Genomic DNA, 26,040 nt, shown 5'->3' with positions numbered 1-26,040 from the left:
GCAGGGTGCTGCGGACGCCGTGCCACCCACGATATGGCGTCGCGGTGGCCGGGGCCCGACCGGCCGCCCGCCTTCCTCATCCCTTCTCCGGTCTGGTCCGGTCCGGTCACCCCTTGTCGAGGTACTCCTCGCGGTCCTTGTCCAGCAGGGCGTCCAGGGCGACGCGCAGTTCGGGCAGGTGCTCCAGGTCCGGGTCGGCGGCCACGACCGTGACGGCCTCCTGGCGGGCGGCGGCGATGACCTCCTCGTCGTCGATGACGCTCAGGACCCGGAGCGAGGAGCGGACCCCGGACTGGGCCTGTCCGAGGACGTCGCCCTCGCGGCGCTGCTCGAGGTCGATCCGGGAGAGTTCGAAGCCGTCGAGAGTGGCGGCGACGGCGGACAGGCGGGCACGGGCGGGGCTCGCCTCATGGGCCTCGCTGACCAGCAGGCAGAGCCCGGGTGCCGATCCGCGGCCGACCCGGCCGCGCAGCTGGTGGAGCTGGGAGACGCCGAACCGGTCGGCGTCCATGATCACCATCGCGGTGGCGTTGGGGACGTTGACCCCGACCTCGATGACCGTGGTGGCGACCAGGACGTCGACCTGGCCCGCGGCGAAGCGGCGCATCACGTCGTCCTTGTCGTCGGGGTGCATCCTGCCGTGCAGCACCTCGATACGCAGACCGGTCAAGGGCCCCTTGGCGAGCTGCTCGGCGATCTCCAGGACGGCGAGCGGGGGGCGCTTGTCCCCTTCCGCCTCCTTCGCCTCCTTCTCCTCGGCGGCCTTCTTCTTCCCCGCGGCGGTCTTCTTCTTGGCGCTGTCGTCCTCGTCGTCACCGATGCGGGGGCAGACCACATAGGCCTGGTGGCCGTTCTCCACCTCTTCGCGGACCCGTTCCCAGGCGCGGCTGAGGAAGTGGGGCTTGTCCTTGGCGGGGACTACATGGCTGGCGATCGGGGAGCGGCCGGCCGGGAGCTGGTCCAGGACGGAGGTCTCCAGGTCGCCGAAGACGGTCATGGCGACCGTACGGGGAATGGGGGTGGCGGTCATGACGAGCAGATGCGGCGGCTGCTTCCCCTTGGAGCGCAGGGCGTCACGCTGCTCCACCCCGAAGCGGTGCTGCTCGTCGACGACGACCAGCCCCAGGTCGTGGAACTGCACCTTGTCCTCGATCAGCGCATGGGTCCCGATGACGATCCCGGCCTCGCCGGTGACCAGGTCGAGCAGGGCCTGCCTGCGGGCCGCCATGCCCATCGAGCCGGTGAGAAGGACGACCTTGGTGCCCTGGTCGGACCCGCCCAGCATCCCTCCCTCGGCGAGTTCCCCCATCATCTCGGTGATGGAGCGGTGGTGCTGCTGGGCGAGGACTTCGGTGGGCGCGAGCATGGCGGCCTGGCCGCCGGCGTCGACGGTGCCCAGCATGGCGCGCAGCGCCACCATCGTCTTCCCCGAGCCGACCTCTCCCTGGAGCAGCCGGTGCATGGGATGTTCGGTCGCCAGGTCGTCGAAGATCTCCTTGGAGACCTTCACCTGGCCGTCGGTGAGGGTGAAGGGCAGCTTGGCGTCGAAGGCGTCGAGAAGGCCGCCGGGGACCGGCTTGCGGGCGACGGCGGGCAGCTGGGTGTCCGCGTACCGGCGGCGCGCGAGGGCGACCTGGAGGACGAATGCCTCGTCCCACTTCAGCCGGTCCCTGGCCGCGGCGACGTCCGCCTTGGTTTGCGGCCGGTGGATCTTCACCAGGGCCTCGGGCAAGGGGGTGAAACCCCGGCCCTCGCGCAGGGCGGGCGGGAGCGGGTCCACGGCCTCCTGGGCGCTGGGCAGCACCGCGTCGACCGCCTTGGCGATCCGCCAGGAGTCGAGCTGTTTGCAGGCGGGGTAGATCGGAAGCAGCTTGCCGGCGAACGCGTCCACGGCCTCGCTCGCCCCGGCCTCGTCGACGGAGTCGGCGTCCAGCAGCTGATACGTGGGGTGAGCCAGCTGCATCTTGCGGTTGAAGACGGAGACCTTGCCGGCGAACATCGCCCTCCGGCCCGGCAGCAGCTCCTTGTGCGGCTTGTGGACGCCGTGGCCGAAGAAGACCAGCTGGAGACGGCCGTGGCCGTCGGTCAGCGTCACTTCCAGGCGCTTGCCCCGGCCGCCGTTGAACGTCATCACGCGGGCGTCGTCGACCTGGGCGACGACGGTCACATGCTCGTCGAGCGGGAGGTCGGTCAGCGCCGTGAGCCGGCCGCGCTCCTCGTACCGCCGCGGATAGTGATGCAGGAGATCACCGACCGTGTGCAGGTCGAGGTGCTCGGCCATCACCTTCGCGGTGGCGCCACCGAGCAGCTTCTTGAGGGGTTCGTCGAACGCAGACACGCGATCCATTGCACACCACGCCACTGACAGTTGTCCGCCGGGCACCACCGGGCCGCCCGAAATCTCCTGCGGACCGGCGGGCGGCGCTACTCCACGCCGATCAGCAGCGGAGCGCACTGGTGGCCGCCGCGGTAGACCACCGTGTCCACGGCCAGGTATCTCTCGCGGACGTGTTCCTCCAGCCTCTCGGCCAGGGTGTCGGGGACGTCCTCGCCGAGGACGAGGGTGACGAGTTCGCCGCCCGCCGCCAGCATCCGGTCCAGCACCTTCCGGGCGGTTTCCGGGACGTCCTCGCCGATGACGGCCACATCACCGTCGATCAGCCCCAGGATGTCGCCGGCCTGGCAGATGCCCGCCATGGTCCAGGACTGCCGTTCGGCGACGGCCAGTTCGGCGTACCGGGTGGCGCCGGCCGCCGCGGTCATCGCGACGACGTCCTCGTCGAAGCTGCGGTCCGGTTCATGGACGGCCAGGGCCGCGATGCCCTGGACCGCGGCCCTGGTGGGGATGAGGGAGACCCGGATGCCCTCGGCCCGGGCCTGCTCGGCTGCGGCAGCGGCCGTGTGGCGCAGGTCCCCGTCGTTGGGCAGGAGCACCACCTCGCGGGCGTGCGCGCGCCGGATGGCGTCGACGAGTTCGCCGCTGGCCGGGGGCTCGCCGGGCCGCGCGAGCACCGTCGTCGCGCCGGCCTCGGCGCACAGGCCGGCGAGGCCGTCGCCCGGGACGACCACCACGACAGCGCGCTGGACGGGTCCGGGGCGGCCGTGCACCCGGTCCGCGGCGAAGTGCGTGATCCGGATCCGGTACGGGCGTCCGGCCTCGACCCCGGCCTCCACCGCCGCTCCCGCGTCGTCGACGTGCACATGGACGTTCCACAGCCCGTCGCCGCCGACCACCACCAGGGAGTCGCCGAGCCCGTCGAGGCGGGTCCGCAGCCGTTCCACGGCCTCGTCGCCGGCCTCGAGCAGGTAGATGACCTCGAAGGCCGGTCCGCCCTCGGGGTCGTCCGCCGCGGGGCAGTCGCCGGCCGCGGTGAGGAGCGGGGCGGGAGCGGCCGGTGTCTCGTACGCCCGCTCCGGGGCGCGGCCCGAGACCGCCTCGACCAGCGCGCCGAGCACCGCCACCAGTCCCCGCCCGCCCGCGTCGACGACCCCGGCCCGGCCGAGGACGGCGAGCTGTCCGGGGGTCGCCTCCAGGGCCGTCCGCGCCCCTTCGTACGCCGCCCGCACCACCGCGGGCGCTCCGGCGCCCTCCGCCACCCGCCCCGCAGCCGCGGCGGCCTCGGTGGCGACGGTCAGGACCGTGCCCTCGACGGGGTGGGCGACCGCTTCCCGGGCCGAGGCCGCGGCCGTGGTGAGCGCGAGGCGCAGCCGGTCGGCGCCCGTGCCCTCGGCCAGGACGCCGGCCATGCCGCGCAGCAGCTGCGCCAGGATCGTGCCGGAGTTGCCGCGGGCTCCGATGAGCGCCCCGTGCGCCATGGCGCGTACCGCGTCGGCGGTCGAGGGCAGCGAAGCGCCGGTCTCATGGGCGGCGAAGACGGCCTCGACCGCGGCCGCCGCCGATTCCACGGTCAGGTAGAGATTGGTGCCGGTGTCGCCGTCGGCGACGGGATACACGTTGATCGCGTCGATGGCCTCGCGCTCCCGGCCCAGCGCGTCCAGCGCCAGGGAGCACCAGGTACGCACCGCGACGGCGTCCAGGTCGTCGGCGGTCTGCGGCACCTGATGGTCCTCCTCGAAACGCGTACCGGGACGGCGGGCTGCACCGCAGACTAGTGCCGGCGGCGGCCGGAACGGGTCCGGGGGCGGGACGGGCGGCTGTGCACCCATGGTAGTTTCGTATCTCCGACGCAGCCGTTGTATGCTGCTTCGGTTGCCCGGCGAGAGTCGGGAACATTCCCCCGGTACCGCCACTTCAGTCAATGAATCCGGCGTGCCGGAATTCACTGTAAGTGCATCTGAAGTTTTGGAGTGACCCGTGGCTGCCAACTGCGACGTTTGCGGCAAGGGGCCGAGCTTCGGCAACAGCATTTCGCACTCGCACCGCCGTACGTCCCGTCGCTGGAATCCCAACATCCAGCGCGTGCGTGCCGTGGTCGGGCGGACGCCGAAGCGGCTCAACGTCTGCACCTCGTGCATCAAGGCCGGCAAGGTCGCGCGCTGACGTTCCCGTCGTAGCGCAGCCCTACCGGTTGCCCAAAAAGCCGGTCCACCTCGGTGGACCGGCTTTTTGCTGTGCTCCTGCGGGGGCCCGGCTCAGCGGCCGTCCCGCAGTCGCCATCCGTGGTCGACCGGGCCGATCCCCGATCCCAGCGGAAAGCCCGCCGCGATCGCGCCGGTGACGTAGTCCTTCGCGGCCCGTACCGCCGTGGGCACGTCCTGTCCGATGGCCAGTCCGCAGGCGATGGCGGAGGCGAGGGTGCAGCCCGTCCCGTGCGTGTGACGGTTGTCGTGGCGGGGGGCACGCAGCCAGTGGTCCTCGGTGCCGTTCGTGAGCAGGTCGACGGGGTCGCCCGGCAGGTGCCCGCCCTTGACGACGACCCAGCGGGGCCCGTATCCGAGCAGTGCGGCGGCCGCCCGCCGCATTCCGGCCTCGTCGGTGACGGTGATGCCGGTGAGCTGTGCCACTTCGTCGAGGTTCGGGGTCGCCACGGTCGCGACGGGCAGCAGCTTCGTACGGACGGAGTCGAGCGCTTCCTCGGCCAGGAGCGGGTCTCCGTGTTTGGAGACGCCGACCGGGTCGACGACGGCGGGGGCGTCCGTCCCGGCGAGGAGTGCGGCGACCGTCTCGACGAGCAGCGCCGACGACAGCATGCCGGTCTTGACCGCGCTCACGCCGATGTCGTCGACGACGCTGCGGTACTGGGCGCGTACGGCCTCCGCGGGCAGTTCCCAGGCGCCCTGTACGCCCAGGGAGTTCTGCGCGGTGACGGCGGTCAGCACGCTCATGCCGTGGACGCCGAGCGCCAGCATCGTCTTGAGGTCGGCCTGAATGCCCGCACCGCCGCCGGAATCGGATCCGGCGACGGTGAGCACGCGGGGCGGTACGGCGGAGGGTGTGGGCATACGCCGCAATCTACTGGCTCCGGACAGGGCCCCGGAGCCCGGCCGGGGATCAGGAACGAGAGGCCCTAGGCATCCTCGATGTCGCCGAAGTGGTCCCAGCCGCTCTTGCTGGTCCAGGGCGCCCCGTCGACGGTGACCTGCGGCAGCGCCGAGGGGTTGAGGACCTCGCCGATGACCTTCCAGCGGGCCGGCAGCTTCACGTCGGGCGGGAACGTCGCGACGATCGCGTGGTCCTCGCCCCCGGTGAGCACCCACTGGAGCGGGTCCACGCCGACGGCCTGCCCGATGTCGGACATCTGGGACGGGATGTCGATGAGCCCGGAGCGCAGGTCGATGCGGACCTTGCTGGCCTCGGCGATGTGGCCGAGGTCGGCGACGAGGCCGTCGCTGACGTCCGTCATGGCGGTGGCGCCGAGCCCGGCCGCCGCGGGACCCGCGTGGTAGGGCGGTTCGGGGCGGCGGTGGGCCTCCACGAAGGCGCGGGGCGACCGGAATCCGCGCGAGAGGACGGCGAACCCGGCGGCGGACCAGCCGAGCCAGCCGGTGACGGCGACGACGTCACCGGGCTGGGCGCCCGCCCTGGTGACGGGTTCGTGGTTGCGCAGATCGCCGAGCGCGGTGATCGCGACGGTGATGGTGTCGCCGCGCACGACGTCGCCCCCGACCACGGCCGCCCCCGCGACCTGGCACTCGTCGCGGATGCCGTCCATCAGCTCCCCGGCCCAGGTGACCGGGAGTTCGGCGGGGACGACGAGGCCGAGGAGCAGTGCCGTGGGCACGGCCCCCATGGCGGCGATGTCGGCGAGGTTCTGCGCGGCGGCCTTGCGGCCGACGTCGTACGCGGTCGACCAGTCACGCCGGAAGTGCCGTCCCTCCAGCAGGATGTCCGTGCTGGCCACGACCCTGCGGTCGGGGGCGTTGACGACCGCGGCGTCGTCGCCGGGCCCCAGCCGTACCGCCGGAGTGGTGGTGAGCCGGGAGGTCAGTTCCCTGATGAGCCCGAACTCCCCCAACTCGCCCACGGTTCCCTTCACCGAGTCTCACCTCTCATCTATGGGGCCGGACGTGTGTCCGGCCTGCTTCAGCGGCCGGGTGCCCGCCCCGGCCGTGGAGCGCGGCCGCCTGCGGGGGCGGTCCGTCCTGCTGGTCACGGGCATGCCTGTCCCCCGTCCGCCCCGCTGGGCTTGCGGTCGCGGACCGTCACTGCTGTCGGTACTGTCAAGAGATACGTCAACTTGTGCCTTCTGTACGCCACGCTGCGGGCGTCATCCGGCCCGCAGGTCTCCCCGCGGCCCGCGGCAACGCGATAACGTGGCGTCCCTTTCCCCCACATGATCCTCGTGGCCGCCCTGGAGGTTCCGTGGTACAGGCGTACATCCTTATCCAGACCGAGGTGGGCAAGGCGTCGACAGTCGCCGAGACCATCGCCAAGATTGTGGGAGTGATGCAGGCAGAGGACGTCACCGGCCCTTACGACGTGATCGTGCGGGCCCAGGCCGACACGGTCGATGAACTCGGACGCATGGTGGTCGCCAAGGTCCAGCAGGTGGACGGCATCACCAGAACCCTGACCTGTCCGGTCGTTCACCTGTAGCCCCCGTCTACGCTGGGCCGGTGACGTCTTCCTGCCGCCGGCTCCCCCACCCCGTGCTCCTCGGTCCGTCCGCCGCCCTGCTGCTCCTGGCCGCGGTGGGCTGTACTTCCACGGATCCGTCGGCATCGGTGTCGGTGCCCGAGCCGTCCTCGGAAGCCGCAGCCTACTGCCGCGCGCTGCACAAGGAGCTGCCGAGTTCCGTCGCCGGTCTGGAGCGCAGTGATCCCACGCCCCGTTCGGATCTGACCGCCGGGTGGGGGGACGGGGCGATCGTACTGCGCTGCGGTGTCGCGCGCCCCGCGAAGATGGACGACGCCCAGTCGAAGGCCGCCGACGCCGACGGTGTCAACTGGCTGCTGGAGCAACGGAAGGACGACGGACCCCGGTTCACGACCACCCTGCGCAAGGCGTACGTCGAGGTGTCGCTCTCGGCGGCCTACGCGCACGACGCGACCCCGCTCGCGGCGTTCGCGAAGGCGGTCAAGAAGACGGTCCCCAGCAGCCTGTAGCCCTGCAGCCCACAGGGAGTGCGCCCCCACCGGGGCGCACTCCCTGTGCCGTGCCGGTGACTCTCAGCGCAGTCCGGTCGGCCGGCTCAGCGCCGCCTGGATGAGCCGGTCCACCAGCTGCGGGTAGCTGACACCGCTCTCCTGCCACATGCGCGGGTACATGGAGATCGGGGTGAAGCCCGGCAGGGTGTTGATCTCGTTGATGACGAACCCGCCGTCCTCGGTGAGGAAGAAGTCGGCGCGCACCAGCCCCTCGCAGGAGGCGGCCTCGAAGGCCTCGACCGCGAGCCGCTGGACCTCGGCGGTCTCCTCGGCGGTGAGCGGGGCGGGCACGATCCCGGACGCCGCGTCGATGTACTTGGCCTCGAAGTCGTAGAAGTCGTGCGAGGTCACCGGCGGGATCTCGGCGGGCACGCTGGCGCGCGGACCGTCCTCGAACTCCAGCACCCCGCACTCGATCTCGCGGCCCCGCAGCAGCGACTCCACGAGGAACTTGGGGTCGTGGCGGCGGGCCTCCTCGATCGCCTCGTCGAGACCGGAGACGTCGTCGACCTTGGTGATGCCGATGGACGAGCCGGCCCGGGCGGGCTTGATGAAGAGCGGCCAGCCGTACTCGCCGGCGAAGTCCGTGATGCGCTTGCGGGCGCCCTGCGGGTCGTTGTCCCACTCGCGGGGGCGCACGACCACGTACGGGCCGACGGGGAGGCCGAAGGAGGTGAAGACGCGCTTCATGTACTCCTTGTCCTGGCCGACGGCGGAGGCGAGGACGCCGGCGCCGACGTACGGCACGCCGGAGAGTTCCAGGAGGCCCTGGAGCGTGCCGTCCTCGCCGTAGGGGCCGTGCAGGACGGGGAAGACGACGTCGACCTCGCCGAGCGCCTTGGGGACCGATCCGGGCTCGCTGTAGACCACTTCACGGCTGCCGGGGTCGACGGAGAGCACCACGCCGCCCTCCTCGGACTCGGCCAGCTGTGCCACGTCGGGCATCGTGCGGTCCGTGATGGCCATGCGTTCGGGTTCGTCGGCGGTGAGCGCCCAGCGGCCGTCCGTCGTGATGCCGATCGGCAGGACGTCGTACTTCGTCCGGTCGATCGCGTTCAGGACCGCACCGGCGGTGACCACCGAAATGCCGTGTTCGGAGCTGCGGCCGCCGAACACGACGGCCACACGCGGCTTGCGGAGCTGATGCTCCGTGCTCTGGGGGAGGTTCTCGCTGCTCATATCGCGTTGAGCGTACCTGCTGGTACGGGTGGCGTCAGCGCGGCCGGGGCCGTCCGGGGCCGAACGGGTCAGCTTCTGGAGACCGACCGGCCCCGCCACGAAAGGCCCTAACTCCGTTCGGCCTTGGCGCTGCGCGACATCAGCTCCTTGAGCGCGACCATCGGCGGCTTGCCCTCGTGGACGATGCCGACGACCGTCTCGGTCAGGGGCATGTCGACGCCGTGGCGGCGCGCCAGGTCGAGCACGGACTCGCAGGACTTGACGCCCTCGGCGGTCTGCTTGGTGACCGCGATGGTCTCCTGGAGCGTCATGCCGCGGCCGAGGTTGGTGCCGAAGGTGTGGTTGCGCGAGAGCGGCGAGGAGCAGGTCGCCACCAGGTCGCCGAGGCCGGCGAGTCCGGAGAAGGTCAGCGGGTCGGCGCCCATGGCCAGTCCCAGCCGGATCGTCTCGGCGAGGCCGCGGGTGATGAGCGAGCCCTTGGCGTTGTCACCGAGCCCCATGCCGTCGGCGATGCCCACGGCAAGACCGATGACGTTCTTGACGGCGCCGCCCAGTTCGCAGCCGACCACGTCGGTGCTGGTGTAGGGGCGGAAGTACGGGGTGTGGCAGGCGGCCTGGAGGCGGCGTGCGACGGATTCGTCCCGGCAGGCGACGACTGCTGCCGCGGGGCGGCGTTCGGCGATCTCCTTGGCGAGGTTGGGGCCGGTGACGACGGCGATCCGGTCGGCGGAGACCTTGGTGACGTCCTCGATGACCTCGCTCATGCGCTTTGCGGTGCCGAGTTCGACGCCCTTCATCAGCGAGACCAGGACCGTCTGCGACTCCAGGTGCGGGGCCCAGTCGGCGAGGTTGGCGCGCAGCGTCTGGGACGGCACGACGAGCACCGCGAAGTCGGCGCCGCGCAGCGCATCGGCCGCGTCCGTGGTGGCCCGGACGGAGGCCGGGAGTTCGATGCCCGGCAGGTAGTCGGGGTTGGTACGGGTCGTGTTGACGGCCTCGGCGACCTCGGCCCGGCGTCCCCAGAGGGTGACCTCGCAGCCGGCGTCGGCGAGGATCATGGCGAAGGCCGTACCCCATGAGCCGGTTCCGAAGACGGCTGCCTTTACGGGGTGCGTCACTTGGTTCCCTCTCCTTCGGCCTTGCGCCGTTGTTCCGCACGGGCCTTGCGGTGGTCGTAGAACGCGGTGGGTGCCTGCAGCCCCCGTACGTCGGCCAGCTGCTCGGTGATCGCGCGCATGATGACCTCGGTCGCCTCGCGCAGGACCTCGGGCGTCGGCTCCTTGCCGTAGAACCGGGAGAGGTCGACGGGCGGACCGGCCTGGACCTGGAGGGTCTTGCGGGGGAAGAGCCGCAGCTTCTTGTCCGTCGCATAGGGCGGCATCGCCAGGTTGGCGCCCCACTGGGCGACGGGGATGACCGGGGCCCTGGTCATCAACGCGACGCGGGCGGCGCCGGTCTTGCCGGCCATCGGCCACATCTCGGGGTCACGGGTGAGAGTGCCCTCGGGATAGAAGGCGACGCACTCGCCGCGCTTGATGGCGTCCACGGCGGCCCGGAACGCGTCCAGCGCGTTCGTCGTCTCGCGGTACACGGGGATCTGCCCGGTGCCGCGCAGCATCATCCCGACGAAGGGGGTCTTGAAGAGGCCCGCCTTGGCGAGGAGCCGCGGCACGCGTCCGGTGTTGTACTGGAAGTGCCCGTACGAAAGCGGGTCGAGGTAGGAGTTGTGATTGACCGCGGTGATGAATCCGCCGTCGGCCGGAATGTGTTCCATTCCCCGCCAGTCGCGCTTGAACAGAATCACCAGCGGCGGTTTCGCGATGACCGCTGCCAGGCGGTACCAGAAGCCGATTCTGCGGCGGGACACTCGGACACCTTCCTGTATGGCCTGATAGGGGAGCCGACTGCCGACCGACTACCGACGGTCAAGTCTGGCCCCAGGCCCCTGCTCTGTCGAGGAACACCGTACGCCTCGCCCCGGGGACCGACCCTCCGGGTTGTCGCACCGGCAGGCGAGAATAGGCGGCCATGCGCATCGAGGGGGAGACCGCCACGAACACCGACCCGACCGGTTGCTGGTCCCTGGTCGTCCCGTTGAAGCCCTTGGCGCTGGCCAAGAGCAGGCTGGCGCCCGCTTCCGGGGCTCTGTTGCGGCCGCGGCTGGCCCTGGCGTTCGCCCGGGACACCGTGTCCGCCGCGCTGTCCTGCCCGGAGGTCGCCGATGTGGTGGTCGTCACGGACGACGCGGCGGCCGGGGCGGCGCTGGCGGCGCTCGGGGCCCTGGTGGTGGCCGACACCCCGGCGGCCGGGCTCAACGCCGCTCTCGCACACGGTGAGCGCGTGGTGCGCTCGGGCAGGCCACGGGCGGCGGTCGCCGCGCTCAACGCCGATCTGCCCGCGCTGCGGCCGACGGAATTGTCCCGCGTACTCGAATTTTCGGCCGCTTTTCCCCGGACTTTCGTGACCGATTCCGCGGGAATCGGAACGACATTTCTCGCCGCTGGGCCGGGCGTGGAATTGCGCCCCGCTTTCGGCGGCCCGTCCAGGGCCCGGCATCTCGCGTCGGGGGCGGTGGAGATCACGCTGTCCGGTATCGATTCGGTGCGCCAGGACGTGGACACGGGCGACGATCTGCGGGCGGCGCTGGCGCTGGGCGTCGGCCCCTACACGGCGGGGCGCTGGGCCGCTGGGCTGCGCGCGGCGGACCGATAGGCTGCCGCCATGCAGGCGACCTCGTACACGTACGACCCCGAGACCCGCACCGGCAGCGTGCTGCTCGACGACGGCACCCCGGTGGACTTCGACGCCCCGGCCTTCGACGCGGGCGGCCTGCGGCTGCTGCGGCCGGGCCAACGGGTGCGGATCGAGGGGCAGGGCGAGGGCGCCGGGCTCCGGATCACCCTGGTGACGCTGCAGACCTTCTGAATCCGGGCACGGGTCGTCCCGGACAGCCCGCGGGCCGGGCTCCCCGAGGGGAGCCCGGCCCGGCGCGTGTGAGGAGCCCTTCTGCTGCGGTCCTCACTTCTTGCGTGCAGTGGCCTTCTTCGCCGTGGTCGTGCGCGCGGTGGTCTTCTTCGCGGGCGCCTTCTTCGCCGTGGCCTTCTTCGCGGGCGCGGTCTTGCTCGCGACGGCCTTCTTGGCGGGCGTGGCCTTCTTCGCCGCCGCCGCCGGCGTGGCCTTCTTCGCGGCAGCCGCCGGGGTCGCCTTCTTCGCGGCCCCCGTGGTCTTCTTCGCCGCCGCGGACGTCTTCGTCGGCGTGGCCTTCTTGGCGGTGGCCGTGGTCTTCTTCGCCGTCGCCGCGGTCTTCTTGGCCGTGGCGGCCTTCTTGGCGGTGGCCTTCTTCGCTGCGGCCTTGGCCGTCGTACGGGTGGAAGAACCGCCCGAGAGGCTGCCCTTGGGGGCCTTCTTCACGGCCACGTCGTTCTTGGGGAGCTTCTTCGAGCCGCTCACCAGGTCCTTGAAGCCCTGACCCGCGCGGAAGCGGGGCACCGAGGTCTTCTTGACCCGTACGCGCTCACCCGTCTGCGGGTTGCGGGCGTAGCGGGCGGGGCGGTCGACCTTCTCGAACGAGCCGAAGCCGGTGACCGAAACCCGGTCACCTGCGACAACCGCACGAACGATCGCGTCGAGCACCGCATCGACGGCGTCCGCGGCCTGCTGACGGCCGCCGACCTTGTCGGCAATCGCTTCTACGAGCTGCGCCTTGTTCACGTCTTCCCCTTCGGAGACATTGCCCGAACGAAACTGTCCAGGCTTTTTCGCACGTTAGGCAGATATATACCGCAAATCAAACACGAAACGGGCTAATCACCCTAGTGCCGCAACGAAGTCGACCGCTGCGCTGTTCCGCAGAGTCAGTCACCTTCGGGGAATCGGCCCTCATCGAGGTCCTTCATCAACCGGTCCAGACGCCTTGCCGCATCCGGGAGATCGTGCTTTGCCGCGGCCGTGACGACCAACAGCTTCCGGTTCAGCGCCATCCGTACGCCCTCCGGGACTTGCAGTGCACGCACTCGTGAGTGCGCTTCCTTCAATTGGTCGGCGACTTGGCCGTAAAGCTTGAGTTGGCTGTCGCGTTCCATGCACCGATTGTGCCATCTGGGGCGAGTTGTCGCCCGACGGGGTCTCAACAAGCGACTGCGCCCCCTACCAGATGGCAGGGGGCGCAGTACGGGAAACGTGCTGCTCAGGCGTTAATTGTACGTGGCTTGTGGGCCGGCCTGGCCGCCTCGTAGGCCGCGATGTCCGCTTCGTTCTGAAGGGTGAGGCTGATGTCGTCCAGACCGTTCAGCAGCCGCCAGCGGGCGTTCTCGTCCAGCTCGAAGTCGGCCGTGATGCCTTCGGCGAGGACCTGCCGCTTCTCCAGGTCGACGGTGATCTCGGCCGTCGGGTCGGCCTCGGTCACCTCCCACAGGGCGTCGACGACCTTCTGGTCCAGGACCACGGTCAACAGCCCGTTCTTCAGCGAGTTGCCGCGGAAGATGTCGGCGAACCGGGAGGAGATGACCGTCTTGAAGCCGTAGTTCTGCAGGGCCCAGACGGCGTGCTCGCGGGAGGAGCCGGTGCCGAAGTCGGGGCCGGCCACCAGGACCGAGGCGCCTTCGCGCTCCGGGCGGTTGAGGACGAAGTTCTCGTCCTTGCGCCAGGCCTCGAAGAGCCCGTCCTCGAAGCCGTCCCGGGTGACCTTCTTCAGCCAGTGGGCGGGGATGATCTGGTCGGTGTCGACGTTGCTGCGGCGCAGCGGGACGGCCCGGCCGGTGTGTGCGGTGAAAGCTTCCATGATTCTCAGACTCCGGCGGGCGTACGGACGTCGGACAGATCGGCCGGCGAGGCCAGGTGGCCCAGCACGGCGGTGGCGGCGGCGACCTGCGGGGAGACCAGGTGCGTACGGCCGCCCTTGCCCTGCCGGCCCTCGAAGTTGCGGTTCGAGGTCGACGCGGAGCGCTCGCCGGGGGCCAGCTGGTCGGGGTTCATGCCGAGGCACATCGAGCAGCCCGCGTGCCGCCATTCGGCGCCGGCGGCGGTGAAGACCTTGTCCAGGCCCTCCGACACGGCCTGCAGGGCGACCCGGACGGAGCCCGGGACGACCAGCATCCGTACGCCGTCGGCGACTTTACGGCCGTCCAGGATCGCGGCCGCGTTGCGCAGGTCCTCGATCCGGCCGTTGGTGCAGGAGCCTACGAAGACGGTGTCGACGTTGATCTCGCGCAGCGGCTGGCCGGCGGTCAACCCCATGTACTCCAGGGCCTTTTCGGCGGCGTTGCGCTCCGAGGCGTCCTCGTACGAAGCAGGGTCGGGGACGTTCGCCGACAGCGGCGCGCCCTGGCCGGGGTTGGTGCCCCAGGTGACGAACGGCGCCAGTCCGGCGGCCTCGATGACGACCTCGGCGTCGAAGACCGCGTCGTCGTCCGTGCGCAGGGTCTTCCAGTACGCGACGGCCGCGTCCCAGTCCTCGCCCTGCGGGGCGTGGTCCCGGCCCTGCAGGTAGTCGAAGGTGGTCTGGTCGGGGGCGATCATGCCCGCCCGCGCACCGGCCTCGATCGACATGTTGCAGATGGTCATCCGGGCCTCCATCGAGAGCTTCTCGATGGCGGAGCCGCGGTATTCGAGGATGTAGCCCTGACCGCCGCCGGTGCCGATCCGGGCGATGATCGCGAGGATCAGGTCCTTGGCGGTGACGCTGTCGGGCAGTTCGCCCTCGACGGTGATCGCCATCGTCTTCGGGCGGGCCAGCGGCAGCGTCTGGGTGGCGAGCACGTGCTCGACCTGGCTGGTGCCGATGCCGAACGCCAGGGCGCCGAACGCACCGTGCGTGGAGGTGTGGGAGTCACCGCACACGACCGTGGTGCCGGGCTGGGTCAGGCCCAGCTGCGGGCCGACCACGTGCACGACGCCCTGCTCGACGTCGCCCAGCGGGTGCAGCCGGACGCCGAAGTCCGCGCAGTTCTTGCGCAGGGTCTCCAACTGGGCGCGGGAGACCGGGTCGGCGATCGGCTTGTCGATGTCGAGGGTCGGGGTGTTGTGGTCCTCGGTGGCGATGGTGAGGTCGAGGCGCCGCACCGGGCGTCCGGCCTGCCGCAGACCGTCGAAGGCCTGCGGGCTGGTCACCTCGTGCAGCAGGTGCAGATCGATGTAGAGGAGGTCGGGCTCGCCTTCGGCGCGCCGGACGACATGGTCGTCCCAAACCTTCTCCGCGAGTGTCCTACCCATCGCTTTCCCTCCGGCCGGCGTCGTCGCCGGCCCAACTAGAGATTCGGTGCGCCGCCGTCCGGCACCCCCGTGCGGGGCGGTGGCTACGGGCCGTTGTGGGGCCGCCCGTACAGGTTCGCAACTTCCTTGGAAAATTGAACTTGCGTTTCACAGAGTGAGACGCGAGTATCGTCGTATGGACAACTCTAGCGGCGTCGGCGTTCTCGACAAGGCGGCTCTGGTATTGAGCGCCCTGGAGTCCGGGCCGGCCACCCTCGCCGGGCTGGTCGCGGCGACCGGGCTCGCACGACCCACGGCTCACCGGCTGGCCGTGGCACTGGAACACCACCGCATGGTGGCGAGGGACATGCAGGGCCGGTTCATTCTCGGTCCGCGCCTGTCGGAGCTCGCCGCCGCGGCGGGCGAGGACCGGCTCCTGGCCACGGCCGGACCGGTACTCACGCATCTGCGCGACATCACCGGCGAGAGCGCCCAGCTCTATCGCCGGCAGGGCGACATGCGTATCTGCGTGGCGGCGGCGGAGCGGCTGTCCGGTCTGCGGGACACCGTGCCGGTCGGCTCCACGCTCACGATGAAGGCGGGATCGTCCGCCCAGATCCTGATGGCCTGGGAGGAGCCGGAGCGCCTGCACCGCGGCCTCCAGGGCGCCCGCTTCACCGCGACCGCGCTCTCCGGCGTACGGCGCCGGGGCTGGGCCCAGTCGATCGGTGAGCGCGAACCGGGGGTGGCCTCGGTCTCCGCCCCGGTGCGCGGCCCCTCGAACCGCGTGGTCGCCGCGGTCTCGGTCTCCGGACCGATCGAGCGCCTGACCCGGCACCCGGGCCGGATGCACGCCCAGGCCGTCATCGACTCGGCCGCCCGCCTGAGCGAGGCCCTGCGCCGCACGGGCTGACCCGGCGGCCCCTTTCCGTTCTGTCAGTGCCGCCCCAGCGTCGTGGCGGCCCCCACTCGGCACTCCCCCGTTGCGTCGGGCTCTTCCGGACCCTTGGGCTCTTCCGCGCCGAACGGCCCGCGTACACAAGCAGAAAGCCCCTCACCGGAGTGAAGGGCCTTCGCCAGTTGCTCTGTTGTACCCCCGACCGGATTTGAACCGGCGCTACTGCCGTGAGAGGGCAGCGTGCTAGGCCGCTACACAACGGGGGCTTGTTTACTGCGACTTGCTGGTGTTGCTGTCTTGCGCTGGGCTACCAGGACTCGAACCTAGAATGACGGTACCAGAAACCGTAGTGTTGCCAATTACACCATAGCCCATGGTGTTGCAAGTACCCCCGACCGGATTCGAACCGGCGCTACTGCCGTGAGAGGGCAGCGTGCTAGGCCGCTACACAACGGGGGCCCTAGCGATCCTGCATCGAGAGCGTGGGTGCGACCCAGATGTTCTCGCGGGAAGGATCTGTACCCCCGACCGGATTCGAACCGGCGCTACTGCCGTGAGAGGGCAGCGTGCTAGGCCGCTACACAACGGGGGCTTGTTCTACTACAACGTACTGGTCCTGCTGTCTTGCGCTGGGCTACCAGGACTCGAACCTAGAATGACGGTACCAGAAACCGTAGTGTTGCCAATTACACCATAGCCCACTGAAACGCAACCCCTGCGGGTGTTGTTTCTGTCTGCGCTTCCCGTCCGGATCTTTCGTTCCGCTCGGGCGGCGCAGGAAGAACATTACCTGAAGGTGTCCGGCGCTCCAAAACGGGTATCGGCCGACAGCAGGCCGGGGAGCTGGTCAAGGGCCGTGATCCGGACCAGTTCGGGCCGTCCGCCCCGTCCGCGCCGGTCCAGCCAGATGCCCGCGAGACCGGCGGCCACCGCGCCGCGGGCGTCGATGTCGGGCTCGTCGCCCACGTACGCCACCTCGTGCGGGTCGAGGGCCAGCGCCTCGCAGGCTGCGAGAAACGCCTCGGGGGCGGGCTTGGAGATGCCCAGCTCCGCCGCGCACAGGACGGTCTCGAAGCGGTCGCGCACCCCGAGCACGGTCAGCTTGTGGTGCTGCTGTTCCAGGGCGGAGTTCGACAGCACGGCGTGCCGGTAGACCCCGGTCAGCGCGTCGAGTGCGGGAACCGCGTCCGGAAAGAGCGCCCAGGCGGCCTCGTAGTGGGCGATGTGGCGCTCGAACCAGGCGTCGGCGCCCGCATCGTCCAGCGGGCGTGCGAGGAAGTCCCTGGCCCGGTCGCGGCGCTGGCCATGCCAGTCCGTCTCCCCGTCGGAGAACCGCTGCCAGTGGAGCCGGGTGAGCCGCCCCCAGGCGTCGAGGGCCTCGTCGGCGGTGGCATAGCCCTCGGGCAGCCCCTCGGCCGCCAGATGCCGGGACATGCCGGTGGCGGCGGCCGTCGTGTAGTCGAAGAGTGTGTCGTCCACGTCCCAGAGGACAGCTCTGATCGGCATGGTCCGACTCTACGCGCGCCCCGGAACGGCCGGACGGGCCCGGCAGCCGCTGTGCGCGGCTGCCGGGCCCGTCCGTGTCCTGTCCGTCTGCGTCGTTACGCGGCCAGCTTCGCGAGTGCCGCGTCGATGCGGGCGATCGTGCGCTCGCGGCCCAGGATCTCCAGGGACTCGAACAGCGGCAGGCCGATCGTGCGGCCGGTGACGGCGACGCGGACCGGGGCCTGGGCCTTGCCGAGCTTCAGGCCGTGCTCCTCGCCGGCGGCGAGGACGGCGGCCTTGAGCGCCTCCGCGTTCCACTCGGCGGCGATCAGCGCGGCGCGGGCCGTCACGAGGAGGGCGTCGGAGCCCTCCTTCATCGCCTTGGCCCAGGACGCCTCGTCGGTCGCCGGCTCGTCGAGGAACAGGAAGTCGACGTTGGCGGTGATCTCGGAGAGGACCGTGACCCGGGTCTGGGCGTGCGGGGCGATCGACGCGAACACGTCCGCGTCGAATGCCTCGGGTGCCCAGGGGGCGAACGGGGCCTGCAGCCAGGGGCCGCACGCCTCGGTGAACGTCTTCACGTCCAGCTTGCGGATGTGCTCGGCGTTGATGTGCTCGCACTTCTTGAGGTCGAAGCGGGCCGGGTTCGCGTTGACGTCCTTGATGTCGAACGCGGCGACCATCTCGTCGATGTCGAAGATGTCCCGGTCCTCGGCGATCGACCAGCCGAGCAGCGAGAGGTAGTTGAGCAGCCCCTCGCGCAGGAAGCCGCGCTCGCGGTAGAGGTTGAGCGAGGCCTGCGGGTCGCGCTTGGAGAGCTTCTTGTTGCCTTCGCCCATGACGTACGGCAGGTGGCCGAACTCCGGGGTGCGCTTGGCGATGCCCAGCTCGGTGAGCGCCGCGTACAGGGCGATCTGGCGCGGGGTGGAGGAGAGCAGGTCCTCGCCGCGCAGGACGTGGGTGATCTCCATCAGCGCGTCGTCGACCGGGTTGACCAGCGTGTAGAGCGGGGCGCCGTTGGCGCGGACGATGCCGTAGTCCGGCACGTTCTCCGGCTGGACGGTGATGTCGCCGCGGACCAGGTCGGTGAAGGTGAGGGCCTCGTCGGGCATCCGGAAGCGGACGATGGACGTGCGGCCCTCGGCCTCGTACGCCGCCGTCTGCTCGTCGCTCAGGTCGCGGCAGTGGCCGTCGTAGCCGGACGGCTTGCCGGCGGCGCGGGCGGCGTCGCGGCGGGTGTCGAGCTCCTCGGTGGTGCAGTAGCAGTGGTACGCGTGGCCGGCCGCGAGGAGCTTCTCGGCGACGTCCTTGTAGATGTCCATGCGCTGCGACTGGCGGTACGGGGCGTGCGGGCCGCCGACCTCGGGGCCCTCGTCCCAGTCGAGGCCGAGCCAGCGCATCGCGTCGAGGAGCTGCTGGTACGACTCCTCGCTGTCGCGCGCCGCGTCGGTGTCCTCGATGCGGAAGACCAGGGTGCCCTGGTGGTGGCGGGCGAAGGCCCAGTTGAAGAGAGCTGTCCGGACCAGGCCCACATGGGGGTTGCCGGTCGGGGAGGGACAGAAACGTACGCGGACAGGTGCGTTAACCACGCTTGATCACCTTGTTGGTGAGAGTGCCGATGCCTTCGATGGTGACGGCGACCTCGTCGCCGACGTGGAGGGGTCCGACCCCTGCCGGAGTGCCGGTGAGGATGACGTCGCCCGGAAGCAGCGTCATGGCCTCCGTGATGTGGACGATCAGGTCCTCGATGGAGCGGATCATCTCGCTCGTCCGGCCGAGCTGGCGCTGCTCGCCGTTGACGGTGGTCTGGATGGCGAGGTCGCCGGGGTCGAGGTCGGTCTCCACCCAGGGGCCGAGCGGGCAGGAGGTGTCGAAGCCCTTGGCCCGGGCCCACTGCCTCTCGCGCTTCTGGGCGTCGCGGGCGGTGACGTCGTTGGCGCAGGTGTAGCCGAAGATGACGTCCTTGACCCGCTCGCGCGGCACCTCGCGGCACATCCGGCCGATGACCACGGCCAGCTCGCCCTCGTAGTGCACGTCGTCGGAGAAGGAGGGGTACTCGATGGCGTCGCCGGAGCCGGTCACCGAGGTGGTGGGCTTGAAAAAGGCGACGGGGACGTCGGGGACCTCATTACCGAGTTCCGCGGCGTGCTCCGCGTAGTTGCGGCCGATGCCCACGACCTTGTTGGGGAGTACCGGCGGCAGCAGCCGGACCTTGCTCAGCGGGACCTTGGTCCCGGAGAGCTCGAAGTCGGCGTACGGGATGCCCTTGATGATGTCGAGGACGAGACCATCGGGCCCGTCGCCCTCGACCGCGCCGAAGGCGACATTGCCGTCGATGGAGAACCTGGCGATGCGCACGGGTTGCTGTCGCCCCTCACTTGCTGGGTAGCTGAAGACTGACGCTCCAGGCTAGCGCGGGTGAGAGGGGACGCTGCGCGTAATTACTCCGCGGCGGCCGTGGTGGCTGCGGGGGCGGTCATCAGGATCGTGCGGCGCGGGTTGGCCGTCTGCGTCGGCAGGTCGACCGCGTGCTCCGGCAGCTCCGGCGTCTGCAGCGCTTCGGCGTCCTTGAGGTGCGCCAGCGTGGTGCGCCGGGGGTTGGCAATGTTGCGGAACATCATCGTCGTCTTCATCTGCCGTACGGACCCTGTCGGTCGGGGCGCCTCCCGGAGGGGCGCCGGTTGTCGGTTCTGCCATCCCTGTAAAGCGTCAGGCTAAACATCCGATTCCCACCGCGGGCGCAGAAAAGACGGCGATCATTCTGTGAGTTTGCTCACCAACTGAGCGACAATTCCGTCAATTCGGGCAGCAGAACCCGGCGCACCAAACGGACATTGCATCCCTGAATGATTCATTCCGCTCCTGATCATGTCGACTGGGACACCAGCCACCCTGACCACTTCGACCTCGAATGTCCGGGTATCACAGTGAACGGTCTCCACGTCTTGTTACCCGCCCATCACAACGTGTCACCCAGGTCACAGCCCGGTACCTGGCCCTTGTTGGAGATCCGCCACTGTGCTGGAATTCCACGCACCGCCGCGGTTTCAAGCCGGCGCGCAGGGGGCGCAACGCAGCGCCGAGTGGCGGCGGGAAGGGGAAGAGCGCCGGTCACTCACGACCACCATGGGGCGGTACACGCCGCCCTACGACGCCGACACCGTTCCTTCCGTTCATGACGGGAGAACGCCTGGTCCAGAGGTTGCGACGCTAGTGCAGGGACGTTTCAAGAGGGATGGCAGCGCTGCGGCGGAACAGGAGCCGCGCGGCGGGACCGACCGCGGTTCCTCGCCCCAGCACGCCCAGAACCCCGGACCGGCCGCGGCCGGCGACAACAGCGAGCGCGACCGGCGCCCCGGCTCCTCGGCGGGCGGTGGGTCCGATCCGGTCTCCGCGCTCAAGCCGCGCGGCCCGGTCAACACGGGATCGCGAGTAGCTCTTCGCAACTGGCGCATCAGTACGCGTCTGGTCTCCCTGCTCGCCCTCCCCGTGGTCGCCGCGACCACGCTGGGTGGTCTCCGTATCAACGACTCCATGAACGACATCCAGCAGCTGGAGCACATGCAGCTGCTCACCCGGATGACGAAGCAGGCGACCTCGCTGGCCCAGGCGCTCCAGGAGGAGCGCGACCGGTCGGCGGGACCGCTGTCCAACGACGTGCCCGCGACCGACTTCAAGGTCACCGAGCCGCGGAAGAAGACCGACCGGGCGAAGAAGGCGTTCCTCGCCGCGACGACCGACATCGGTGACACCGCCGGTGACGAGGCGCTGGAGAGCATCCACTCCAGCGTCCAGCAGATCGCCTCGCAGCTCGGCTCCATCCGTGACATCCGCAAGCAGGCGTACGCCAAGGACAGTCCGAGTCTGCAGACCGTCGACGCCTACAGCCAGCTGATCACCTCGCTGCTGAGCCTCTCGCAGGACATGGCGCAGGCGACCAGCAGCCCCGAGATGATCAAGCGGACGCGCGCCCTGGCGGCCTTCTCCTCCGCCAAGGAGTACGCGTCGATCCAGCGCGCGATCATCGCCGCCGCGCTGCCGGGCGGCAACGACAAGCAGCCGAACCTCGACCGCAACGACCAGCAGTTCGGTCTGGCCGCCCAGCGCAAGGAGGACGCGGCCCGCCGCTCCTTCGAGGCGATCTACACGACCACGGGCAAGAGCGCCGACGAGCTGACTTCCACGCTCGACGAGGGCCAGCCCGAGATCAAGGCCGCCGACACCTACGCCAAGAAGGTGCTCAGCAACACCAACGGCATGAGCGGCCCGGGCGTACGGCGTTCGTACATGGACTGGTACGACCAGGACTCCACCAAGATCCAGGCCATGAAGCAGATCGAGGAGACGCTCCTCAGCGACATGGAGGGCAAGGCGCGCGAGCTGCGCGACGAGTCCCAGCGCAGCGCGATCATCAGCGGTGCGCTCATCCTGCTCGTGCTCGGTGTCTCGCTGGTCGGCGCCTTCGTCGTCGCCCGGTCCATGATCCGCTCGCTGCGCCGGCTGCAGGACACCGCCACGCGCGTCGCCCAGGACCGCCTGCCCGAGCTCGTCAAGCAGCTCTCCGAGACGGACCCGCAGGACGTCGACACCTCGGTCGAGTCGGTCGGTGTGCACTCCCGGGACGAGATCGGCAAGGTGGCCGCGGCCTTCGACGACGTGCACCGCGAGGCCGTCCGTCTCGCCGCCGAGCAGGCCCTTCTCCGGGGCAACGTCAACGCGATGTTCACCAACCTCTCGCGCCGTTCCCAGGGCCTCATCCAGCGTCAGCTCTCCCTCATCTCCGAGCTGGAGTCGCGCGAGGCCGACCCGGACCAGCTGTCCTCGCTCTTCAAGCTCGACCACCTCGCGACCCGTATGCGCCGTAACGGTGAGAACCTCCTCGTCCTCGCGGGCGAGGAGCCGGGCCGCCGGTGGACCCGTCCGGTGCCGCTGGTCGACGTGCTCCGTGCCGCCGCCTCCGAGGTGGAGCAGTACGAGCGCATCGAACTGGCCGCGGTGCCCGCCACCGAGGTCGCCGGCCGGGTCGTCAACGACCTCGTGCACCTCCTCGCCGAGCTGCTGGAGAACGCCACGTCGTTCTCCTCGCCGCAGACGAAGGTCCGGGTCACCGGTCACGCACTGCCCGACGGCCGGGTGCTCGTCGAGATCCACGACACGGGTATCGGCCTCTCCCCCGAGGACCTCGCGGCGATCAACGAGCGGCTCGCCTCGCCGCCCACCGTGGACGTCTCGGTCTCCCGCCGCATGGGTCTGTTCGTGGTCGGCCGGCTGTCGCTGCGTCACGGCATCCGCATCCAGCTGCGTCCGTCCGACTCCGGTGGCACGACCGCGCTGGTCATGCTCCCGGTCGATGTCGCGCACGGTGGCAAGCAGCCCGCTCCGAAGCAGGCCCCGGGCCAGCAGCCCGCCCCCGGCGGTCTTCTCGCCGGCGGCAACGCGCCCCGTGCCGGTCTCGACAGCGCCGCGCCGGCCGCGGGCGGGCGGCTCGCCGCCGGTCCCGGCGCGACGCGCGGCCAGGTCGGCGCGGGCTCCGGTCCGCGGGCGGCCCTGCCGGCTCGCGACGGCGGCTCGAACCGTCCCCAGAACCAGCAGGGACAGCCCGGCCAGAACCAGCCCGGCCAGCCCGGTCAGCAGGGCCGGCCCGGTCAGCCCGGCGGCCAGCAGAACTCCGGCTTCCAGAGCGCCGGCAACGGTCCGCAGGGCCGGCAGCCCGACGCCTCGCGCCAGGAGCCGCCGCGTCAGGGCGGCGGGCTCTCCGGCGCCTTCGGCGGCGGCGCCCGGCTGGGCGCCCGCGGCCAGGGTGACGGCTCCGGCCGTACGGACGCGGGCCAGCCCAGTCTGTTCGACCAGAAGCGTCCGGAGCAGAACGGCCCCGGACGTCAGGCACCGCAGCCGCAGCAGGCCCGGCAGGACGGCCGGGGCGGCGGCTTCCAGCAGCCCGGCGGGCCGGGTCAGAGCGACCGTCAGCTGCCGCCGGTCGGCGGTCCGCGTGCGGAGCTGCCGGGGGGCAACCCCCAGCCGCAGCGTCCGCAGACCACCAGCTGGGGCAGCAACGAGGAGCCGTCCGCACCGCGGCGCTCCCCGCTCGACGCGCCGCGCGGTCACGAGGAGCCCGAGTCCACCGGCCAGTTCCAGCGGCCGCTGAACCCGCCGCCGCTCAGCCCGCGTCCGCCCATGGACCACCAGCAGGGCCCCGCCGCCACCGCCGAGTTCGCCCGGCCGGACTTCTCGGCGCCGGCTCCGCAGCAGCGGCCCGCGCCGCAGCCGCAGGACCCGGCGAGCACCGCGCAGTTCGCCCGCCCCGACTTCGGACAGCCCGCGCAGGCCCCGGGTCAGCCCGCACCGCGCCAGCGTGACCGCGACAACGGGGACTTCGGTGCCCCGCGTCCGCCCGTCGCGCCGGCTCCGGGCGGGCAGTACCGGCCGGTCCTGCCGCAGCAGCCGCAGCCCGAGGCACTGCCGCCGGCCGGTCCCGGCGACGGCCGTACCCCGCTCTACGACACGCTGGAGACGAACTGGTTCCACGGTCCGCAGCAGGGCGGCCAGCAGCCGCCCGCCGCGCCGCAGGCACCCGGTTTCCCCCAGCAGCCCGCCGAGGAGCGTCCCGCGCCCGCCGCACCGCGCCGCGACGCCGGCGGCGCCACAAGCTCCTGGCGCGCCTCGCCGAACGACGAACTCGTCCGGCAGGCGGAGCGGGTGAAGAAGCCCGCGGCGGGCGGAATAACCACGTCCGGTCTGCCTCGCCGGGTCCCGCGTGCCAATCTGGTGCCGGGTACCGCCCAGCAGCAGAACCATCAGTCCGGTCCCCAGGTGTCGCGCGCGCCCGATGATGTGCGCGGGCGGCTGACCAATCTCCGCCGGGGCATCCAGCAGGGACGTCAGGCCAACAACGGCCCGTCGACCGGCAGTTTCCCACTCGGCCCCACTCACCAGCAGGAGCGTTAGTTGAGCCCGATGAGTCAGGCCGCGCAGAATCTGAACTGGTTGATCACCAACTTCGTGGACAACACCCCTGGGGTGTCGCACACGGTGGTGGTCTCCGCAGACGGCCTGCTGCTGGCGATGTCCGAAGGTTTCCCGCGCGACCGTGCGGACCAGTTGGCGGCTGTCGCCTCCGGTCTGACCTCGCTGACCGCGGGAGCCTCGCGGATCTTCGAAGGCGGCGCCGTCAGCCAGACCGTGGTGGAGATGGAACGCGGATTCCTCTTCCTGATGTCCGTCTCGGACGGCTCCTCACTGGCCGTTCTCGCACACCCGGACGCCGACATCGGTCTGGTCGGCTACGAAATGGCTCTGCTGGTGGACCGGGCGGGCTCCGTCCTGACCCCCGACCTCCGTGCCGAGCTCCAGGGCAGCCTGCTCCACTAGGCGGCCGCGAACCGGTGACACAGACGATTAGCCCAGGTAACGCACTCATCTCTCGCCCGTCCGGCCGCTTACAGCCCCCCACCGGCCCCTTCAGACGGCAAGCCGACACCCTGCTGTCACGCCCGGAGGATTCATGACCCCGCCACCTGCCTCACACGATCCGTACGGCGCGTTGAACCACGCGTCGTACGAAAGTGAGGGCGACCAGCCGCTGGTCCGTCCGTACGCCATGACCGGCGGCCGGACCCGACCGCGCTACCAGCTAGCGATAGAGGCGCTGGTCAGCACCACGGCCGACCCGGCGCACCTGGGGACGCTGCTCCCCGAGCACCAGCGGATCTGCCACCTGTGCCGTGAGGTCAAGTCGGTGGCCGAGGTGTCGGCCCTGCTGTCGATGCCGCTCGGTGTGGCCCGGATCCTCGTCGCCGACCTGGCGGAAGCCGGCATGGTGGCCATCCACCAGCCGGGCAACGGAGAGGCCGGCGGCGCGCCGGATGTGACACTGCTCGAAAGGGTGCTCAGTGGACTTCGCAAGCTCTAGTGGCGGTGCGGCCCGGGCCACCACCTCGGCGAAGATCGTGGTGGCGGGCGGATTCGGCGTGGGCAAGACCACGTTCGTCGGTGCCGTTTCGGAGATCAATCCGCTGCGCACCGAAGCCGTGATGACGTCCGCCTCGGCGGGCATCGACGACCTGACCCACACCGGCGGCAAGACCACCACGACGGTGGCCATGGACTTCGGACGCATCACCCTGGACCAGGACCTGATCCTCTACCTGTTCGGCACCCCCGGACAGGACCGCTTCTGGTTCATGTGGGACGACCTGGTCCGCGGCGCCATCGGCGCCGTCGTCCTCGTCGACACCCGCCGCCTCGCCGACTGCTTCCCCGCCGTCGACTACTTCGAGAACAGCGGGCTCCCCTTCGTCATCGCCCTCAACGGCTTCGACGGACACCAGCCCTACACCCCCGAGGAAGTCCGCGAGGCGCTCCAGATCGGACCCGACACCCCGATCATCACGACCGACGCGCGGCACCGCGGTGACGCCAAGAGCGGTCTGATCACGCTGGTGGAGCACGCTTTGATGGCGCGGCTCAAGTAGGCACAAGTCGGTATTGCCGTACGACAATTACCGTAGTCACCCGGGGGTGGGCTGTGTCATTTGACACGATCCACCCCCGTGTTCATAACGTTTCGAAAGAGAATTAGCGCGCGGTCGATACCCGATGCACACGATCGGTACCCCTGTGCTCACATGAGCCCCGCCTTTTGGCGGGGCTCGTTCTTTATGCCCGTTTTATCTGCGGCGCGGGTCACTCGGAATCGCCCATTCCGACTGTTTGGAAGGCGGCCGGTAGCCGTGCTGCAATTC

Annotated in this window: 25 protein-coding genes and 5 tRNA genes; 10 read left to right on the top strand and 20 right to left on the bottom strand. The window is 70.5% G+C overall.

What is annotated here, in order from left to right:
* Positions 1 to 106 precede the first annotated feature (106 nt).
* Together recG and ABTX18_RS10705 are read right to left on the bottom strand one after the other, a co-directional pair.
* A complete protein-coding gene (gene recG, locus ABTX18_RS10710; protein ID WP_352122354.1) occupies positions 107 to 2,347 on the bottom strand; it encodes an ATP-dependent DNA helicase RecG in 2,241 nt (746 codons plus the stop codon).
* 77 nt (positions 2,348 to 2,424) lie between these two features.
* Positions 2,425 to 4,059, bottom strand: coding sequence for a DAK2 domain-containing protein (locus ABTX18_RS10705; protein ID WP_352122353.1), 1,635 nt, complete (start codon positions 4,057 to 4,059; stop codon positions 2,425 to 2,427).
* 256 nt (positions 4,060 to 4,315) lie between these two features.
* Between ABTX18_RS10705 and rpmB the strand changes: the two genes are divergently transcribed.
* Positions 4,316 to 4,501, top strand: a complete 186-nt coding sequence (gene rpmB, locus ABTX18_RS10700) for a 50S ribosomal protein L28 (RefSeq protein WP_003965989.1) — start codon at positions 4,316 to 4,318, stop codon at positions 4,499 to 4,501.
* Positions 4,502 to 4,593: 92 nt separating this feature from the next.
* On the opposite strand, the gene thiD is transcribed toward rpmB, so the two are convergent.
* Together thiD and ABTX18_RS10690 are read right to left on the bottom strand one after the other, a co-directional pair.
* A complete protein-coding gene (gene thiD, locus ABTX18_RS10695; protein ID WP_352122352.1) occupies positions 4,594 to 5,403 on the bottom strand; it encodes a bifunctional hydroxymethylpyrimidine kinase/phosphomethylpyrimidine kinase in 810 nt (269 codons plus the stop codon).
* 65 nt (positions 5,404 to 5,468) lie between these two features.
* On the bottom strand, positions 5,469 to 6,437 hold the full coding sequence (locus ABTX18_RS10690; protein ID WP_352122351.1) for a thiamine-phosphate kinase: 969 nt from the start codon (positions 6,435 to 6,437) through the stop codon (positions 5,469 to 5,471).
* A 326-nt stretch (positions 6,438 to 6,763) separates the two neighbouring features.
* Here ABTX18_RS10690 and ABTX18_RS10685 point away from each other — a divergent pair, with 326 nt between their 5' ends.
* Together ABTX18_RS10685 and ABTX18_RS10680 are read left to right on the top strand one after the other, a co-directional pair.
* Positions 6,764 to 6,997 (top strand): Lrp/AsnC ligand binding domain-containing protein, encoded by a 234-nt coding sequence (locus tag ABTX18_RS10685; protein WP_352122350.1) that lies wholly within the window; start codon positions 6,764 to 6,766, stop codon positions 6,995 to 6,997.
* Between the two features lie 20 nt (positions 6,998 to 7,017).
* Positions 7,018 to 7,506: a DUF3515 domain-containing protein gene (locus ABTX18_RS10680; protein WP_352122349.1), complete on the top strand. Its 489-nt coding sequence runs from the start codon at positions 7,018 to 7,020 to the stop codon at positions 7,504 to 7,506.
* A 63-nt stretch (positions 7,507 to 7,569) separates the two neighbouring features.
* Here ABTX18_RS10680 and ABTX18_RS10675 read toward each other — a convergent pair whose 3' ends face one another.
* The 3 genes from ABTX18_RS10675 to ABTX18_RS10665 form a co-directional block, all read right to left on the bottom strand.
* Positions 7,570 to 8,727, bottom strand: coding sequence for a D-alanine--D-alanine ligase family protein (locus ABTX18_RS10675; protein ID WP_352122348.1), 1,158 nt, complete (start codon positions 8,725 to 8,727; stop codon positions 7,570 to 7,572).
* A gap of 107 nt (positions 8,728 to 8,834) precedes the next feature.
* Positions 8,835 to 9,845, bottom strand: coding sequence for an NAD(P)H-dependent glycerol-3-phosphate dehydrogenase (locus tag ABTX18_RS10670; protein ID WP_352122347.1), 1,011 nt, complete (start codon positions 9,843 to 9,845; stop codon positions 8,835 to 8,837).
* Positions 9,842 to 10,594: a lysophospholipid acyltransferase family protein gene (locus ABTX18_RS10665; RefSeq protein WP_352122346.1), complete on the bottom strand. Its 753-nt coding sequence runs from the start codon at positions 10,592 to 10,594 to the stop codon at positions 9,842 to 9,844. Before ABTX18_RS10665 ends, ABTX18_RS10670 begins: the two co-directional genes overlap by 4 nt.
* 161 nt (positions 10,595 to 10,755) lie before the next feature.
* Between ABTX18_RS10665 and cofC the strand changes: the two genes are divergently transcribed.
* Positions 10,756 to 11,439 carry a 2-phospho-L-lactate guanylyltransferase gene (gene cofC, locus ABTX18_RS10660; RefSeq protein WP_352122345.1) on the top strand — a complete coding sequence of 228 codons (684 nt, stop codon included), beginning with the start codon at positions 10,756 to 10,758 and terminating at the stop codon, positions 11,437 to 11,439.
* A gap of 9 nt (positions 11,440 to 11,448) precedes the next feature.
* Positions 11,449 to 11,652, top strand: coding sequence for a hypothetical protein (locus tag ABTX18_RS10655; RefSeq protein WP_136330714.1), 204 nt, complete (start codon positions 11,449 to 11,451; stop codon positions 11,650 to 11,652).
* 93 nt (positions 11,653 to 11,745) lie between these two features.
* Here the strand turns inward: ABTX18_RS10655 and ABTX18_RS10650 are convergent, their stop codons facing one another.
* The 4 genes from ABTX18_RS10650 to leuC all read right to left on the bottom strand — a co-directional run bounded on the left by ABTX18_RS10650 (position 11,746) and on the right by leuC (position 14,937).
* Complete coding sequence (locus ABTX18_RS10650; protein ID WP_352122344.1) at positions 11,746 to 12,438, bottom strand: HU family DNA-binding protein; 693 nt, start codon at positions 12,436 to 12,438, stop codon at positions 11,746 to 11,748.
* Between the two features lie 143 nt (positions 12,439 to 12,581).
* The gene (locus ABTX18_RS10645) at positions 12,582 to 12,809 is read right to left on the bottom strand and encodes an SCO5555 family protein (protein ID WP_136330716.1); all 228 of its coding nucleotides are present in this window, start codon (positions 12,807 to 12,809) and stop codon (positions 12,582 to 12,584) included.
* Positions 12,810 to 12,913: 104 nt separating this feature from the next.
* Positions 12,914 to 13,507, bottom strand: a complete 594-nt coding sequence (gene leuD / locus ABTX18_RS10640) for a 3-isopropylmalate dehydratase small subunit (RefSeq protein ID WP_352122343.1) — start codon at positions 13,505 to 13,507, stop codon at positions 12,914 to 12,916.
* A 5-nt stretch (positions 13,508 to 13,512) separates the two neighbouring features.
* On the bottom strand, positions 13,513 to 14,937 hold the full coding sequence (gene leuC / locus ABTX18_RS10635) for a 3-isopropylmalate dehydratase large subunit (RefSeq protein WP_352122342.1): 1,425 nt from the start codon (positions 14,935 to 14,937) through the stop codon (positions 13,513 to 13,515).
* A 175-nt stretch (positions 14,938 to 15,112) separates the two neighbouring features.
* Between leuC and ndgR the strand changes: the two genes are divergently transcribed.
* Positions 15,113 to 15,829 carry an IclR family transcriptional regulator NdgR gene (gene ndgR, locus ABTX18_RS10630; RefSeq protein WP_003966003.1) on the top strand — a complete coding sequence of 239 codons (717 nt, stop codon included), beginning with the start codon at positions 15,113 to 15,115 and terminating at the stop codon, positions 15,827 to 15,829.
* Positions 15,830 to 16,007: 178 nt separating this feature from the next.
* On the opposite strand, the gene ABTX18_RS10625 is transcribed toward ndgR, so the two are convergent.
* The 9 genes from ABTX18_RS10625 to ABTX18_RS10585 all read right to left on the bottom strand — a co-directional run bounded on the left by ABTX18_RS10625 (position 16,008) and on the right by ABTX18_RS10585 (position 19,932).
* Positions 16,008 to 16,080: transfer RNA gene (locus ABTX18_RS10625), tRNA-Glu, on the bottom strand.
* A 36-nt stretch (positions 16,081 to 16,116) separates the two neighbouring features.
* Positions 16,117 to 16,188: transfer RNA gene (locus ABTX18_RS10620), tRNA-Gln, on the bottom strand.
* Positions 16,189 to 16,200: 12 nt separating this feature from the next.
* Positions 16,201 to 16,273: transfer RNA gene (locus tag ABTX18_RS10615), tRNA-Glu, on the bottom strand.
* Between the two features lie 60 nt (positions 16,274 to 16,333).
* Positions 16,334 to 16,406 (bottom strand) — tRNA-Glu (locus ABTX18_RS10610).
* A 37-nt stretch (positions 16,407 to 16,443) separates the two neighbouring features.
* A tRNA-Gln gene (locus ABTX18_RS10605) sits at positions 16,444 to 16,515 on the bottom strand.
* An 85-nt stretch (positions 16,516 to 16,600) separates the two neighbouring features.
* Positions 16,601 to 17,320 carry an HAD family hydrolase gene (locus ABTX18_RS10600; protein WP_352122341.1) on the bottom strand — a complete coding sequence of 240 codons (720 nt, stop codon included), beginning with the start codon at positions 17,318 to 17,320 and terminating at the stop codon, positions 16,601 to 16,603.
* 95 nt (positions 17,321 to 17,415) lie between these two features.
* Positions 17,416 to 18,888: a glutamate--tRNA ligase gene (gltX, locus tag ABTX18_RS10595; RefSeq protein ID WP_352122340.1), complete on the bottom strand. Its 1,473-nt coding sequence runs from the start codon at positions 18,886 to 18,888 to the stop codon at positions 17,416 to 17,418.
* A complete protein-coding gene (locus tag ABTX18_RS10590; RefSeq protein ID WP_352122339.1) occupies positions 18,881 to 19,657 on the bottom strand; it encodes a fumarylacetoacetate hydrolase family protein in 777 nt (258 codons plus the stop codon). Before ABTX18_RS10590 ends, gltX begins: the two co-directional genes overlap by 8 nt.
* An 83-nt stretch (positions 19,658 to 19,740) precedes the next feature.
* A complete protein-coding gene (locus ABTX18_RS10585; protein WP_352122338.1) occupies positions 19,741 to 19,932 on the bottom strand; it encodes a hypothetical protein in 192 nt (63 codons plus the stop codon).
* Positions 19,933 to 20,512: 580 nt separating this feature from the next.
* Here ABTX18_RS10585 and ABTX18_RS10580 point away from each other — a divergent pair.
* The 4 genes from ABTX18_RS10580 to ABTX18_RS10565 all read left to right on the top strand — a co-directional run bounded on the left by ABTX18_RS10580 (position 20,513) and on the right by ABTX18_RS10565 (position 25,770).
* Positions 20,513 to 24,244 (top strand): sensor histidine kinase, encoded by a 3,732-nt coding sequence (locus ABTX18_RS10580; protein WP_352122337.1) that lies wholly within the window; start codon positions 20,513 to 20,515, stop codon positions 24,242 to 24,244.
* A 9-nt stretch (positions 24,245 to 24,253) separates the two neighbouring features.
* Positions 24,254 to 24,667: a roadblock/LC7 domain-containing protein gene (locus tag ABTX18_RS10575; RefSeq protein ID WP_168713747.1), complete on the top strand. Its 414-nt coding sequence runs from the start codon at positions 24,254 to 24,256 to the stop codon at positions 24,665 to 24,667.
* A gap of 133 nt (positions 24,668 to 24,800) precedes the next feature.
* Positions 24,801 to 25,208, top strand: coding sequence for a DUF742 domain-containing protein (locus ABTX18_RS10570; RefSeq protein WP_352122336.1), 408 nt, complete (start codon positions 24,801 to 24,803; stop codon positions 25,206 to 25,208).
* Positions 25,189 to 25,770 (top strand): GTP-binding protein, encoded by a 582-nt coding sequence (locus ABTX18_RS10565; RefSeq protein WP_136330938.1) that lies wholly within the window; start codon positions 25,189 to 25,191, stop codon positions 25,768 to 25,770. Before ABTX18_RS10570 ends, ABTX18_RS10565 begins: the two co-directional genes overlap by 20 nt.
* Positions 25,771 to 26,040: the final 270 nt, after the last annotated feature.

This window comes from Streptomyces sp. NPDC096323 (assembly GCF_040302845.1).
GTDB lineage: Bacteria > Actinomycetota > Actinomycetes > Streptomycetales > Streptomycetaceae > Streptomyces.
This window is presented reverse-complemented; position numbering and strand designations above follow the sequence as displayed.

What these genes read in the sequence shown, in the direction of transcription:
- recG (WP_352122354.1), bottom strand. Translation starts at nt 2,347, where the DNA reads ATGGATCGCGTGTCTGCGTTCGACGAACCCCTCAAGAAGCTGCTCGGT.
- thiD (WP_352122352.1), bottom strand. Translation starts at nt 5,403, where the DNA reads ATGCCCACACCCTCCGCCGTACCGCCCCGCGTGCTCACCGTCGCCGGA.
- ABTX18_RS10675 (WP_352122348.1), bottom strand. Translation starts at nt 8,727, where the DNA reads ATGAGCAGCGAGAACCTCCCCCAGAGCACGGAGCATCAGCTCCGCAAG.
- cofC (WP_352122345.1), top strand. Translation starts at nt 10,756, where the DNA reads ATGCGCATCGAGGGGGAGACCGCCACGAACACCGACCCGACCGGTTGC.
- ABTX18_RS10655 (WP_136330714.1), top strand. Translation starts at nt 11,449, where the DNA reads ATGCAGGCGACCTCGTACACGTACGACCCCGAGACCCGCACCGGCAGC.
- ABTX18_RS10645 (WP_136330716.1), bottom strand. Translation starts at nt 12,809, where the DNA reads ATGGAACGCGACAGCCAACTCAAGCTTTACGGCCAAGTCGCCGACCAA.
- leuD (WP_352122343.1), bottom strand. Translation starts at nt 13,507, where the DNA reads ATGGAAGCTTTCACCGCACACACCGGCCGGGCCGTCCCGCTGCGCCGC.
- leuC (WP_352122342.1), bottom strand. Translation starts at nt 14,937, where the DNA reads ATGGGTAGGACACTCGCGGAGAAGGTTTGGGACGACCATGTCGTCCGG.
- ndgR (WP_003966003.1), top strand. Translation starts at nt 15,113, where the DNA reads ATGGACAACTCTAGCGGCGTCGGCGTTCTCGACAAGGCGGCTCTGGTA.
- ABTX18_RS10600 (WP_352122341.1), bottom strand. Translation starts at nt 17,320, where the DNA reads ATGCCGATCAGAGCTGTCCTCTGGGACGTGGACGACACACTCTTCGAC.
- ABTX18_RS10585 (WP_352122338.1), bottom strand. Translation starts at nt 19,932, where the DNA reads ATGAAGACGACGATGATGTTCCGCAACATTGCCAACCCCCGGCGCACC.
- ABTX18_RS10575 (WP_168713747.1), top strand. Translation starts at nt 24,254, where the DNA reads ATGAGTCAGGCCGCGCAGAATCTGAACTGGTTGATCACCAACTTCGTG.
- ABTX18_RS10570 (WP_352122336.1), top strand. Translation starts at nt 24,801, where the DNA reads ATGACCCCGCCACCTGCCTCACACGATCCGTACGGCGCGTTGAACCAC.